Genomic DNA, 13,475 nt, shown 5'->3' on the forward strand with positions numbered 1-13,475 from the left:
CCTGCAAGCGGCAAAGCACCGCTGAGGCCCTGTAAGCATTTCGAAAGATTTGCGGCAGAACGGTTCACATGCTAACCGCGAGCCTTCAATCGGGAATTTCACAGAGTCCATGGCGTCCAAGAGCCACCTTCGGGGCGACACCCTTCCCTTGATCAGCCGTCTGTGGCGGGACTGGATGCGTCCGCACCGGAAGACGCTGGCCGTGGTGCTCGTGCTCGTCGCATTGGTGTCGGGCGCGACGGGGCTCTACCCGGTCCTGATCAAGGCGGCTTTCGACGCCTTCGACATGAAGGATGCCCGGGCCATCATGCTGGCCCCGCTCTTCGTGATCGCCGTGACCTCCGTCAAAGGCTTCTCGCTGCTTGCGCTCACCGTGCTCACCAACAAGGTGGTGACCCGGATCGAGGCCGACATGCAGACGGCGCTCTACGGCCACATGATCGAGGCCGATCTCTCCCAGATCGACCGGGAGAGCCCGGCCGCCCTCACCCAGCGTTTCACCACGGACTTTTCCTTCATCCGGGAGGCGCTGACCCGCCTGTCGACGGTGTTCCTGCGCGAGTCGACGACCCTCATGGCGTTGATCGCCGCCATGCTCTGGATCGACCCGGTGCTGACCATCGTGGCGGCCGTGATCGCGCCGTTCTTCGCCTACCCGGTCAACAAGATCGGCCGCAGGCTGCGCCAGGTGGCCGCCTCGACCCAGGAGCAGACCGGCGTGATGGCGAGCCTCATCACCGAGAGCCTCGCCGGCACCCGCATCGCCAAGACCTATGGGCTCGAGCGCTACCTGAAGGCCAAGGCCGCTAAGACCTTCGACGATGTCCGCAGCCTCAAGATGAAGGCGGCCAACGCCCGCGGGCGGATGGATCCGGTGCTGGAGACGGGCGGCGGCCTCGCCGTGGCCATCGTGTTGATGCTGATCGGCCAGCGCATTCTCTCCGGCGCCAGCACCGTGGGCGATTTCACCGGCTTCGTCAGCGCCCTTGTCATGGCAGCACACCCGGTTCGGGCGCTCGGCAACCTCAATGCCATCGTCCAGGAGGCGGCGGCAGCCCTGCATCGCACCTTCGATGTGATGGATCAGGCGCCCCGGATCCAGGACAAGCCGGGTGCCGAGCCCCTGCGGCTGGCGGGCGGCGAGATCCGGTTTGCGGACCTGTCCTTCTCCTATGACGGGGAGGCGGCGGCCCTCGACCACGTCACCCTCGTGGCCGAGGCCGGGCAGACGACGGCACTCGTCGGCCGCTCCGGCTCGGGCAAGTCGACGCTCCTATCCCTCGTGCCGCGCCTCTACGATGCAACCCGGGGCGCCGTCCTGGTCGACGGGCAGGACGTGCGGGACGTCTCCCTGGCGAGCCTGAGGCAGGCTGTTGCGGTGGTGAGCCAGGACGTGATCCTCTTCGACGACACGATCCGGGCCAACATTGCCTTCGGACGGTCCGACGCCTCCGACGAGGAGATCGTGAATGCCGCCAAGGCGGCGGCGGCCCACGACTTCATCATGAGAATGCCGGAGGGCTACGACACGGTGGTCGGGCCAGGCGGCGGGCGCATGTCGGGCGGCGAGCGTCAGCGCATTTCGCTGGCCCGCGCCTTCCTGAAGGACGCGCCGATCCTGCTCCTCGACGAGGCGACGAGCGCGCTGGACTCCGAATCGGAGCGGCTGGTGCAGGATGCCATCCGCAAGCTCATGAAGGGCCGCACCACCCTGGTGATCGCCCACCGCCTCTCTACGGTCCGCAACGCGGAGAAGATCGTCGTGATGGAGAAGGGCCGGGTTGCGGAAACAGGATCGCACGAGGCTCTCATCGCCAAGGCGGGAGCCTATGCCCGCCTGCACCGCCTGCAGCTGTCCGACGACAGCGAGACCAGCCTGGCGGTCTCCTGAAGTCTGTACAAAACAAAATACAACGAAGCCTCACCCTGAGGAGCGCAGCGTCTTGAGGTCCCGGACTTTGTCCGGGCGCGAGGCGTCTCCAGAGAGCACTGGATCCTCCTTCGAGACGGTCGCTCCGCGACCTCCTCAGGATGAGGACTGAAGGGGGCTGGCTGAGGCAACGAGGCTGCCGCGTGCGGCCTACTCGCGCCGCATGATACGGTCGACGAGGAGATGGGACCAGAAACCGTAGCGGAAATTTCGCTCCAGATCGTCCGCGTCGTAACGGGTTTCGATCCAGGTGAGGAACGGAATGCCCTTGGCTTCGCCGTCGCGGCGGTAGAGGTCGAAGAACGCGTCCAGGATGCCTGTCTTCGAGAAGCGGAAATGCCCATAGCGCATGGACAATTGCCGCTGGGCCTCGTCGATGGACTTGCCTTCATAGACCACGAGATAGAGAGCGGCCACGAAGCCCGCCCGGTCCGCCCCCGACTTGCAGTGCAGCACTGCAGGGTATTCGATCGTGTCGAAGAATTCCTTGGCGGAGAGCAGGGTCTCCCGGTCCGGTGCGCCGCGGGAGCGCACCACGAACTCCACCAGATCAATGCCGAGCCGGTCGCAGGCTTCCTTCTGGAGCTGCCACGAGCCGTGCTCCCGGCCGCCGCGCAGGTTGATGATGGTCTTGATGCCTTCGGCCTTCAGGGCGGCGATCTGGTGCGGAGCCGGCTGGGCCGAGCGCCAGAGCCGGTCCGTGACCGGGTGCTTGTTCAGGTAGAAAAGGCGGAAGACGCCGTGATCGGCGATGAGCATGTGGGCCCAGGCGCGCAGGCGTCCCGACAGACCCTCGACGGGTCTGTCCCATCGGGCGATCCGGGCCATGCGGCGGGCATAGCGGACTTCAGGCTTGAGGAACCTGTTGAGCACGTTGATCCAGCAATCTCTTTTTATGTAAGATCATTCGGTTCAAGCCCGAAGGCGGCCCTTATCGACGATAGAGGCCGAATAATCAATCGGCTGCTTCCTATGCCGTTGCCGCAGGCAAAGTTCCCGCTCTCCCGGCAGGCTGATTCGTCCCGATACAACCAATCGGTTGCCGGTCCGGCGCCTGTCGTGTAAGGGGAGCGCTTCGAAACAACCCTCGTCAACGACAAGAGCGTCTGGACACCGGCCTTCCCAAGCTTGCCGGCGCCGCATCGTTGAGACCAACATGCATTTCAGGAGAGCGGCGTCATGTCGTCCACCTTCGAGACCGTCGCCGGCATCATTTCAGAGACCGCCGATATCCCGCGCGAGCAGATTACGCCCGAGAGCCACGCCATCGAGGACCTGGGCATCGACTCGCTCGCCTTCCTCGACATCGCGTTCGCGATCGACAAGGCTTTCGGCATCAAGCTGCCTTTGGAGCAGTGGACCCAGGAAGTGAACGAGGGCAAGGCTCCGGCCGAGGAATACTTCGTGCTGAAGAACCTCGTGGCGCGCATCGACGCGCTGGTGGCCGCCAAGCAGGCCTGAAGACAAGACAACCATCCCGGCGGTTAAGCCCTAAGAGGTTTGCCGGGATGCAAGGCGCGACGCAGCCCTCCTCCCCCTTGAGGGGAGGAGTTGGAGGTGGGGGTGTAAGCGTCACGCTGGTCCAGTTCATCGCTGGCACCCCCGCCCCTAGCCCCTCCCCACAAGGGGGAGGGGGACAGGTTCTGCAAAACCATGCGCCTCGAATATTTTGAAATGATCGACCAGGTGACGAGCCTCGACCGCGAGACCAAGCGGATCGAGGTGACCTCCGTGGTCCCCCAGGAAAGCCCTGTCTTCGAAGGGCATTTCCCCGGCCACCCTCTTGTGCCCGGCGTTCTCCTCACCGAGACCATGGCCCAGGCCTCCGGCTATCTCGTGCTCGGCCTCATGGGCTTCACCCACATGCCGTTCCTGATGGGCGTCGACAAGGCGCGCTTTCGCACCTTCGTCGGACCGGGTACGGTGCTCACCGTCACGGCTTCGCTGGAGCATGAAGGCTCGGGCTATGCGGTGACCAAGGCCAGGATCACGGCCGAGGGCAAGCCGATCTGCGATGCGGAGCTGCGGTTCCGGATCATGCCCTTTCCTGACGGCATGGACGGCCTGATGCGCGCGCAAGCCAGGCGCATCGGCCTCCTGGAGGAGAGTGTCTGATGCGCGATGTCGTCATTACGGGAGTGGGCCTCGCCTCCTCGGCGGGAGAAGGCCTTGAGGCGCACCTGACGGCGCTGGCCGGCGGCAGCCCGAACACGGACGCGGCCAGTTTCGAGCCCTTCCCGGTCCACCCGGCTGTTCCCCTCGAATGGGACCGGCAGATCCCGAAGAAATCCGATCAGCGCCAGATGGAGCCGTGGCAGAAGCTCGGCTGCTATGCGGCGGGCCTCGCCCTCGACGCGGCCGGCGCCAAGGACGATGCGGCTCTAAAAGGCCGCATGCAGCTTATCGTCTCGGCCGGCGGCGGCGAGCGGGATTACGCGGTCGACGGGCAGATCCTCACGGGATTGCGCCAGGCCGACAACCCCGGCGTCATCCTCAACGAGCGCCTGATGGGCGACCTGCGCCCGACCCTCTTTCTCGCGCAGCTCTCCAACCTGCTCGCCGGCAACATCTCCATCGTCCACGGGGTGACCGGCGCGTCCCGCACCTTCATGGGCGAGGAATCGAGCGGCGTCGATGCCATCCGCATCGCCCGCGAGCGCATCGCCTCGGGCCAGGACGAGATCTTCCTCGTCGGCGGCTCGTACAATGCCGAGCGGCCCGACGTGCTCCTCATCTACGAGATGGGCGGCTTCCTCTGGAAGAAGCCCTACGCACCCGTCTGGGAGCGTTCCGCCGATGGCGGCGGTATGATCCTCGGCAGCGGGGGCTGCTTCCTGGTGCTCGAATCCCGCGAGCACGCCGCCGCTCGCGGCGCAAAGCCCCTTGCGGCCATCGCGGGCGTCGCCTCCGACCGTTCCCGCCGCCAGCCCGGCAGCGTCGAAGGCGCGCTTCATGGCCTGTCGCGGCAGCTCGGGGCCAAGCCCGAACTGGTGATCTCCGGCGCCACGGGCATCAAGGGCATCACGGACGAGGAACGGGCGGCGCTCAAGGACATCGCGCCAGGCGCCGCCATCCACGCGACCGGCGATCTCGTCGGCCACACCATGGAAGCCCAGGCGCCCATCGGCGTCGCGCTGGCCGCCGACCTGATTGCCGGAGGCGGGCCGAGCGAGGCGCTCGTCACCTCCATCGGACATTGGCGCGGCGAAGGCGCCATCCGGCTCACCAAGGCTTGAGGAGAAGGCTATGGCGCTTCGCGACAAACAGGGCCGCCCGCTCGTTGCCGTCACCGGCATGGGCGTGGTCACGTCCCTCGGCCAGGGCAAGGACGACACCTGGGCCGCGCTGACGGCCGGCCAGTCCGGCATCCACCGCATCGAGCGCTTCCCCACGGAACGGCTGCGCACCACGATCGCCGGCACCATCGACTCGGTCGATGTGGAGCCCTTCTGCGCCCCCATGCTGTCCGAGCGACTCGCCATGCTGGCGGCCGAAGAGGCGGTGGGGCAGTCGGGGCTGGCGTCCAGCGATTTCCCGGGCGCGCTGTTCATCGCCGTGCCGCCCGTCGAGATGGAATGGCCGCAGCGCCAAGCCCTGGCTGAGGCTGCGGGCCAAAGCGATGAGGTGACTTACAAGGATCTTCTCAAGGCCGCGGCCACGGGCCGCTTCAAGCCGTGGCACGATCTCTTCATCTTCGGCACGGTGGCCGACCGGGTGGCCGATCGCTTCGGCACCAGGGGCTCGCCGATCTCACTCTCGACCGCCTGCTCGTCCGGCGCCACGGCGATCCAGCTCGGCGTCGAGGCGATCCGCCGGGGCGAGACCGATGCCGCGCTGTGCATCGGCACCGACGGCTCCGTGAACCCGGAATCGCTGATCCGCTTCTCCCTGCTCTCGGCGCTCTCGACCCAGAACGACAACCCGGAAGGGGCGTCAAAACCCTTCTCCAAGAACCGCGACGGCTTCGTCATGGGCGAAGGCGGCGCGGCGCTCGTGCTGGAGGACGCCGAGAAGGCGAAGGCGCGCGGTGCCAAGATTCTTGGCTATGTGCTCGGCTGCGGCGAGAAGGGCGACGGATTTCACCGCACCCGCTCGTCCCCGGACGGCATGCCGGCCATCACGGCGATCCGGCAGGCGCTGGAGGATGCGGGCCTCGCACCCGACGACATCGATTATGTGAACGCCCACGGCACCTCGACGCCGGAGAACGACAAGATGGAGGCCATGAGCTGCACCGCCGTGTTCGGCGAGCGCATGGCAAGCGTTCCGATCTCATCCAACAAGTCGATGATCGGCCATACGCTCACGGCCGCCGGTGCGGTCGAGGCGGTGATGTCGCTCATGACCATCGGCACCGGCCGCATCGCCCCGACAATCAATTATCAGGTGCCGGACCCGGCTATCCCGCTCGACGTGGTGCCCAACGTCGCCCGCGACGCGCAGGTGAATTACGTGCTCTCGAACTCCTTCGGCTTCGGCGGCCAGAACACCTGCCTGGTCTTCGGGGCCGAGCCGAAAGGGGCTTGATCATGACTCGGGTTCTGGTGACGGGCGGCGGCAAGGGCGTCGGTGCCGCCATCGTGCGGGCGCTCGTGGCGGCCGGCCACGATGTCGACTTCACCTATCGCTCGTCCGGTGACGCCGCGAAGGCGCTTAGCCAGGAGCTGATGCAGGCGGATGCCGGCCGTATCATCAAGGCCCATGAGGTTGATCTCGCCGACAAGGCGGCGCTGGAAGCCTTCTGCGAGACCATCGAGGGCGAGAGCTTCTTCGGGCTCATCCACAATGCGGGTCAGCCCTACGATGCGCTCGCCGCCATGATGCAGCAGGACAAGGCCGAAGCGGCCATGCAGGTGAACTTCTGGTCGCTGACCCGCATCGCCAAGGCGCTCATGCGCGGCATGATCCGCGCCAAGCAGGGCCGCATCGTCGCTATCGGGTCGGTGGCGGCGCTCCAGGGCAACCCCGGCAACGCGGCCTATGCCGCGTCCAAGGGGGCGCTGATCTCCTATTGCCGCACGTTGTCTGTCGAGACGGCCAAGCGCGGCGTCACCGTCAACGTGATCGCCCCGGGCTTCATCGATACGGACATGATGGCGCCGTATGCGGCCTATCGCGACAACATGGAAAAGCAGATCCCGGCCGGACGCTTCGCGAAGCCTGAGGAGATCGCCGGCCTCGCCGCCTTCCTCCTGAGCGAGCCCGCCGCCTACATCACCGGCACGGTTCTGCCCATCGACGGCGGGCTGACCTCGATGCTCGGTGTGCATCGCTGATCCGCTTCATGCCCTGGCAGGAGCCCTCATGACCCGGTTCGTGTGCGTTCAGTGCGGCACCCAGTTTGCAGAGACGTCAGCACAGCCTCCCGCTTGTCCGATCTGCGAGGACGAGCGCCAGTATGTGCGCTGGTCCGGACAGGAATGGACGACCTGCGAGGAATTGCGTGCGAGGCATCGCAACGTCTTCACCGAGGAAGGTGGCCCCATCGGTATCGGGATCGATCCTGATTTTGCCATTGGGCAGCGTGCGCTCGCAATACCTTCGGGAGATGGCGTGATTCTGTGGGATTGTGTGCCCCTGGTGACGGGCGAGGCGGTCGAGCGCATCCGCAGCATGGGCGGCCTCAAGGCCATTGCGATCTCGCATCCGCATTTCTACTCAGCACATGCGGAATGGAGCGAAGCGTTCGGGGGTGTGCCGGTTTATCTGCACGAGGATGACCGCCTATGGGTGATGAACCCACACCGGGCAATCCGGTTCTGGTCGGGCGAAGCCCTTGAGATCGCATCAGGCTTTACACTGATCCGCACCGGCGGGCATTTCGAGGGCAGCACGGTGCTGCATCATGCAGCCGGCGCGGATGGCCGGGGCGATCTGTTCGTGGGGGACAGCCTCTCGGTTCTCCAGGATCGCCGCCACGTCAGCTTCATGCGCAGCTATCCCAACGCCATTCCGCTCAATCGCCCCGCCGTGGAGCGGATCGGTGCGGCCGTGGCTCCTTACCCGTTCGAGCGGATCTTCGGGACCTCTGCACAGCGGCATATCTCGCAGGACGGAAAGGCGGCGGTGGCCCGCTCCATCGAACGATACTTGACTGCGATCCGTGACTGAGCAGGTCGCTATGGCGCCGAGGTCACGGACCTTGCCATCCGCCCCAACGCGCTTTAAGCCCCCGCAAACAGTTTCTCCACGTCATGGCCGGGCTTGTCCCGGCCATCCACGTTTTGCCCAGCAAGACGCTGATCCCTGGAACAGGTCTGGGGTTGACGCCGAACAGGATTTTACCCATGCGCTCCCTCCAGCTCTTCGGCGACCGTGACCTTCGCATCACCGAGATCGACGCGCCACCGCCGCCCGCTCCCGGCGAGGTGCAGGTGCGGGTGAAGGCGCTGGCGCTGAACTTCCTCGATGTCTGGGGCTTTCGCGGCATGGCGTTTGCCAAGCGCAAGATGCCCCAGGCGGTGGGTGTCGAGGCCTCGGGCGAGATTGCGGCCGTGGGCGAGGGCGTCACGCGGTTCAAGGCGGGCGATCCGGTCACCATGTACGGGGCCGAGACCTGCGGCCATTGTGCGGCCTGCCGCAAAGGCTGGGACAATCTCTGCGAAAACGTCGCCGGCATCATGGGCTTTCACATCGACGGCTTTGCTCGCGAACTGATCAACCGGCCGGAGCGTCTCGTGATCCCGGTGCCGAACGGAGTGTCCTTCGAGCAGGCGGCCTGCGCGCCCATCGGCTTCGGCACCGTGCAGCACATGCTGTTCGACAACGCCAAGCTCGAGCCGGGTGAGTCGATCCTCGTCCATGCCGGGGGCTCCGGCATCGGCACGGCGGCGATCAAGATGGCCAAGGCCATCGGTTGCACGGTCTACACGACGGTGGGCGACGACGAGAAGGGCGAGAAGGCGAAGGCCCTGGGCGCCGATTACGTGGTCAACTACCGCACCGAGCGCTTCGAGGGCGAGGTGAGACGCCTCACCAAGCGCAAGGGCGTCGACGTGGTGTTCGAGCATGTGGGCGCCGAGACCTGGAACGGTTCGCTTCTCTGCCTCAAGCGCGGCGGAAGGCTCGTCACCTGCGGCTCCACCTCGGGCGTCTCCACCACCATGAACCTGATGCAGCTCTTCCAGCAGCAGTACCGCATCTTCGGCTCCTTCGGCTGCCGGATCGAGAACATCAGCCAGTCGCTCGACAAGATGGCCCAAGGGATGAGCCCGGTGATCGATGCGGTCTTCCCGCTCGACGAGTTCCAGCAGGGACTGGAGCGGCTCGAGGGCCGCAAGGTCTTCGGCAAGGTGCTCGTGACGTTCTGAGCCGGAAGCCGGCCGCTGGAACAATGAGCGGCGACGGAAGACCTTGACGAAACCGTCTCCCCGCGGAAAGACCCAGGGAGCTTCTTTTCAGGCCAGGATCCCGACAACGTGCAGCAGCCCCACCGCCCCCGCAGCCTCGTCTCGCGCCTGACCGAGACGGTCATGGTCGGCGTCGTGCGCGGCGTCTTCGGCCTGGCGCGGGCACTCGGCCCCGAGCGCTCCGGTGCCGTGGGCGCGGCGCTGACCCGCACCTTCGGTCCGCTGCTTCGCGCCCACAAGACGGCCCTCGCGAACATCCGCGCGGTCTATCCGGAGAAATCGGACGCCGAGGTCAAGGGGCTCGCCATGGCCGCCTGGGACAATCTCGGCCGCACGGCCGGCGAATACCCCCATCTCGGCCGTCTGTTCGACTTCGATCCCGAGAGCGATGTTCCCGGCCGCACCGAGGTCGACGGGATCGACCACTTCCTTGAGCTTCGCGATGACGGCAAGCCGGGCCTCATCTTCTCGGCCCATCTGGCCAATTGGGAATTGCCGGCGATCTGCGCGGCCCGCTTCGGGCTCGACACCACGGCGGTGTTCCGCGCGCCCAACGATCCGGCCATCGCCCGCGTGCTGCATGAGATCCGCAGCGAGACCATGGGCAACTTGGAGGCGGCCCGCCAGGGCGCCGCCTTCGCCATGCAGGGAGCGCTGGAAAAGGGCGGGCATCTCGGCATGCTCATCGACCAGCATTTCACCCGCGGGGTGATCGTCAGCTTCATGGGTCGTCCGGCCCTGGTGAACCCGATCCTGGGAAAATTCGCCCGCCGGTTCGACTGCCCTGTCCATGGGGTGCGGGTGATCCGTTTGCCCAATCACCGCTTCCGCCTCCAGCTCACGCCGCCTCTCGATCTGCCGCGCGATCCTGACGGGCAGATCAACGTGCAGGGCGCCATGCAGGCCATGACCTCCGTGGTGGAGGAATGGGTGCGGGAATATCCCGAGCAATGGCTGTGGATGCATCGCCGCTGGCGGGTGCCTGCCAAAGTATCGGACCCAAAAGTGGATTCCACTTTTGGGATCTGATCCGATGCTCCAATCGTTGAAGAGCGTATCGTTGAGTGCGAAAAACCGGATCCACTTTTTCGCACGATGCGCTGGCGCTCAAGGTAAAGTGAGTTCACCTTGAACCGGAATTCGTGTTCGATGGCGGTATCATGGTGTTCCGATTGAGATTGACGCTGGCGGCTCTTGGATTGGCCGCGTTCCTGCAGCCCGCGTGGGCAGAGCCGCCGCGCGCAGTGGTCGAGCTCTTCACCAGCCAGGGCTGCTCCTCCTGCCCGCCGGCGGACGAGCTTCTGGTGGAGTTTTCCCGCCAGCCGGACATCGTGGCGCTGTCGCTGCCGGTCAATTACTGGGATTATCTCGGCTGGAAGGACACGCTGGCCCATGTGGCCTTCACCGAGCGCCAGAAGGCCTATGCCCATTCCCGCAGCGACCGGCAGGTCTTCACGCCGCAGATGATCGTCAACGGCAAGAAGTCCTCCATCGGGTCCGACCGGGCTCAGGTCGAAAAGGCGATCCAGGTCACCACGAAGGGGCGCAGGACCCTGCCGGTGAATGTCGTCGTCAATGAGCACAACGACACGGTCACCATCACGGTCGAGGAGACCCCCGACACCACACAGCGCGAGGCCGAGATCTGGATCCTGCCCGTGCTGAGATCGCAGACAGTGCCGATCGAGCGCGGCGAGAACCGCGGCAAGACCATCACCTACGCCAATGTGGTGCGCGGCCTGAACCGGGTCGGCGAATGGCGCGGCGGCTCCGCCCGCTTCGATGTGCCGCTCGACATGGCACGCAAGGGCGGCGACGCCTATGTGGTGCTCCTGCAAGGCACCGATGCCGCCCGGCCCGGCCTCATTCTCGGCGCTGCGAAAGGCCCCGGGCTCTGAGCATCTTTCCACGCAAAACCGGTGCCCACTTTTGCGTGGAAAGATGCTCTAATCCAGCAGAATGACCTTGTTGGGCAGCTCGTCCACGTCGTCGAGGCGGGGAGGGGCGTGCTCAGCCAAGATCGCGCCCGTGCGCCGAATGGCCTCCTCCAGGCCGTCGATCATCCGGCCGGCACGGATCGCCGCCGTCAGGTCAGCAATGATGTCGGCCCAGATTCCCGGATCCACCCGGTCGGCAACGCCCGTGTCGGCCAGGATCTCGGCGTGGTGCTCGGCGAGCGCCAGATAGATCAGCACGCCGGTCTTCTCCCCGGTGCGGGTCATCCCGCGCCGCAGGAACTCGCGCGAGGCTGCCTCGTGCGCCTGAGCGTGCTTGATGGAACGCGGCACCAAGGCGAAGCGCAGCTTCGGCCAGGAGAGCACGAGGCTCAATGCGAGCGCGACCGCGAGTTGAATCAGGACAATGCGCGAGGTGCTGATGTCTGTGAGCCAGATCAGCGGCCAGGGCGTGACGAGCGCCATGAGCATGGCCCAGAGCAGCGGAACGGCGCGGTAGTGCCCGGCCTGCTCCGCGATCACAAGAATGATCTCGCCGGAGGTGTCGTCCTCCACATCGCCGATCACGCTGGCCAGACGGGCCTGTTCGTCGCTTGAGATCATCTACCAGCTCCCCGAAGCGCCGCCGCCGCCCGACGAGCCGCCTCCTCCCGAGAACCCGCCGCTCCCGCCGGACCACCCACCCCCGCCGCCCCACCCGCCCGTGGTGACGATCCATGGACCATGGCGGCCGCGCCGGATGCCCTGCCGTCGGCCCGCACCCATCAGGCGCGAGATCAGGAAGAAGAGGATCAGCAGGATGATGAAGGCGATGACAGGATCGATGGCGGTGGTGCTGTCCTCGCGTACTTCAGCGCGGCGCTGCCACTCCTCCGCATCGCCGGTGAGAATCGACAGCATGGCATCGGCGCCCGCATCGATGCCGCCCGCGAAGTTTCCCTTCTGGAACTGCGGTGCAATGGCCGTGCTGATGATGACCTTCGACAGGGCATCGGTGAGAGCCCCCTCCAGCCCATAGCCCACCTCGATGCGCACCTTGCGCTCCTGCGGCGCCACGAGGAGCAGGGCGCCGTTGTCCTTGCCCTTCTGGCCGAGCTGCCAGTGCCGGAACAGGCGGTTGGCGTAGTCCTCGATCTCATAGCCCTCCAGCGAGCGCAGGGTCGCGACCACCACCTGGTCGGTGGTCTTGTCCTCATGAGCCTTGAGCCTCGCTTCAAGTGCTGACCGCTCCTCGGGCTTCAGAAGGTTCGCTGCATCGACCACGCGGCCGGTGAGCGGTGGGAAGGCCTGGGCGAGGGCGGGGAGGGAGAAAAGGAAGGTCAGGAGAGCGATGATGAGCGCCACCATCCTTCCCCACCCCTTGCGGGGAGGGGCAGGGGTGGGGGTGGTCCGAACGGGTGAGTGCCTGGGTAAGTCGGCTCTGTAGCGACTGCGTGCTTTGACCATGAAAGGCAGCGCTCCGACTGTCCGACCCCCACCCTCAATCCCTCCCCGCAAGGGGGAGGGAAGACCGGCAGCTTGCGTCATGGACTAGAACTTCACCGGCGGCGGGCGGTCCGATCCGGCTGTTGCGGTGAACGTCTCCATGGGCTTGGCCTCCGGATAGAGAATGCCGGCGATCCAGCGTCCGGGGATCGTGCGCAGCTCCGTGTTGTAGGCCTGAACGGTGGAGATGTAGTCGCGCCGGGCGACGGCTATGCGGTTCTCGGTGCCCTCGAGCTGCGATTGCAGGGCCAGGAAGTTGGCGTTGGATTTCAGCTCTGGGTAGCGCTCGACGGTGGCGAGCAGCCGGCCGAGCGCGCCGGAGAGCTGGTTCTGCGCCTCCTGGAACTGGCGGAATTTGTCCGGGTCGGTCACGGTGGAGGCGTCGACCTGCACCTGCGTGGCGCGGGCGCGGGCTTCCGTCACCTGGGTCAGCACCTCGCGCTCCTGCTGGGCGAAGCCTTTGACCGTCTCGACGAGGTTCGGGATGAGATCGGCCCGGCGCTGATACTGGTTCTGCACCTCGCTCCAGGCGGCCTTGGCCTGCTCCTCCAGGGTCGGGACGTTGTTGATGCCGCAGGCCGACAATCCGAACGCCAGGATCAGGCCCATCAGGCCTAAGCGGATCCGGGCGGTTGAGAGCAATGCGGTCATGTGTGTCCTTTTCGCGGTTTTTGGTTCTTCTTACCCCGCCCGGATCAACACATGGAGCAGGGGCGGCATTTCAACAAGCGGCTTTGGGGTGGCCGTGCACACGGG

14 protein-coding genes are annotated in these 13,475 nt (G+C 65.9%); 10 read left to right on the top strand and 4 right to left on the bottom strand.

Going from position 1 to position 13,475, the window contains the following annotated elements; all coding sequences use genetic code 11:
* Positions 1-109 precede the first annotated feature (109 nt).
* Positions 110-1,891 carry an ABC transporter ATP-binding protein gene (locus IC232_RS16375; protein ID WP_190846055.1) on the top strand — a complete coding sequence of 594 codons (1,782 nt, stop codon included), beginning with the start codon at positions 110-112 and terminating at the stop codon, positions 1,889-1,891.
* A 189-nt stretch (positions 1,892-2,080) separates the two neighbouring features.
* Here the strand turns inward: IC232_RS16375 and IC232_RS16380 are convergent, their stop codons facing one another.
* Positions 2,081-2,803 carry a fused DSP-PTPase phosphatase/NAD kinase-like protein gene (locus IC232_RS16380; RefSeq protein WP_190846056.1) on the bottom strand — a complete coding sequence of 241 codons (723 nt, stop codon included), beginning with the start codon at positions 2,801-2,803 and terminating at the stop codon, positions 2,081-2,083.
* Between the two features lie 306 nt (positions 2,804-3,109).
* Between IC232_RS16380 and IC232_RS16385 the strand changes: the two genes are divergently transcribed.
* The 9 genes from IC232_RS16385 to IC232_RS16425 all read left to right on the top strand — a co-directional run bounded on the left by IC232_RS16385 (position 3,110) and on the right by IC232_RS16425 (position 11,177).
* Positions 3,110-3,391, top strand: coding sequence for an acyl carrier protein (locus IC232_RS16385; RefSeq protein ID WP_009490841.1), 282 nt, complete (start codon positions 3,110-3,112; stop codon positions 3,389-3,391).
* A gap of 192 nt (positions 3,392-3,583) precedes the next feature.
* On the top strand, positions 3,584-4,045 hold the full coding sequence (locus IC232_RS16390) for a 3-hydroxyacyl-ACP dehydratase FabZ family protein (RefSeq protein WP_190846057.1): 462 nt from the start codon (positions 3,584-3,586) through the stop codon (positions 4,043-4,045).
* Positions 4,045-5,166, top strand: coding sequence for a beta-ketoacyl-ACP synthase (locus tag IC232_RS16395; protein ID WP_190846058.1), 1,122 nt, complete (start codon positions 4,045-4,047; stop codon positions 5,164-5,166). Before IC232_RS16390 ends, IC232_RS16395 begins: the two co-directional genes overlap by 1 nt.
* Before the next feature lie 10 nt (positions 5,167-5,176).
* Positions 5,177-6,457 (top strand): beta-ketoacyl-ACP synthase, encoded by a 1,281-nt coding sequence (locus IC232_RS16400; RefSeq protein WP_190846059.1) that lies wholly within the window; start codon positions 5,177-5,179, stop codon positions 6,455-6,457.
* A gap of 2 nt (positions 6,458-6,459) precedes the next feature.
* Complete coding sequence (locus IC232_RS16405; protein WP_190846060.1) at positions 6,460-7,206, top strand: SDR family NAD(P)-dependent oxidoreductase; 747 nt, start codon at positions 6,460-6,462, stop codon at positions 7,204-7,206.
* Positions 7,207-7,234: 28 nt separating this feature from the next.
* Positions 7,235-8,041: an MBL fold metallo-hydrolase gene (locus IC232_RS16410; RefSeq protein WP_190846061.1), complete on the top strand. Its 807-nt coding sequence runs from the start codon at positions 7,235-7,237 to the stop codon at positions 8,039-8,041.
* Between the two features lie 176 nt (positions 8,042-8,217).
* Positions 8,218-9,240 carry a zinc-binding dehydrogenase gene (locus tag IC232_RS16415; protein ID WP_190846062.1) on the top strand — a complete coding sequence of 341 codons (1,023 nt, stop codon included), beginning with the start codon at positions 8,218-8,220 and terminating at the stop codon, positions 9,238-9,240.
* 108 nt (positions 9,241-9,348) lie between these two features.
* Positions 9,349-10,308 (top strand): lipid A biosynthesis lauroyl acyltransferase, encoded by a 960-nt coding sequence (locus IC232_RS16420; protein ID WP_312895182.1) that lies wholly within the window; start codon positions 9,349-9,351, stop codon positions 10,306-10,308.
* Between the two features lie 113 nt (positions 10,309-10,421).
* Positions 10,422-11,177, top strand: a complete 756-nt coding sequence (locus IC232_RS16425; protein WP_190846063.1) for a DUF1223 domain-containing protein — start codon at positions 10,422-10,424, stop codon at positions 11,175-11,177.
* Positions 11,178-11,225: 48 nt separating this feature from the next.
* On the opposite strand, the gene IC232_RS16430 is transcribed toward IC232_RS16425, so the two are convergent.
* From IC232_RS16430 to IC232_RS16440, 3 genes are all read right to left on the bottom strand, one after another.
* Positions 11,226-11,837, bottom strand: a complete 612-nt coding sequence (locus IC232_RS16430) for a TPM domain-containing protein (RefSeq protein ID WP_190846064.1) — start codon at positions 11,835-11,837, stop codon at positions 11,226-11,228.
* Positions 11,838-12,581 (bottom strand): TPM domain-containing protein, encoded by a 744-nt coding sequence (locus tag IC232_RS16435; protein WP_190846065.1) that lies wholly within the window; start codon positions 12,579-12,581, stop codon positions 11,838-11,840. It abuts the gene before it with no gap.
* Positions 12,582-12,764: 183 nt separating this feature from the next.
* Complete coding sequence (locus IC232_RS16440) at positions 12,765-13,370, bottom strand: LemA family protein (protein ID WP_190846066.1); 606 nt, start codon at positions 13,368-13,370, stop codon at positions 12,765-12,767.
* Positions 13,371-13,475: the final 105 nt, after the last annotated feature.

It is taken from the genome of Microvirga sp. (genome assembly GCF_014699075.1).
Classification (GTDB): domain Bacteria; phylum Pseudomonadota; class Alphaproteobacteria; order Rhizobiales; family Beijerinckiaceae; genus Microvirga.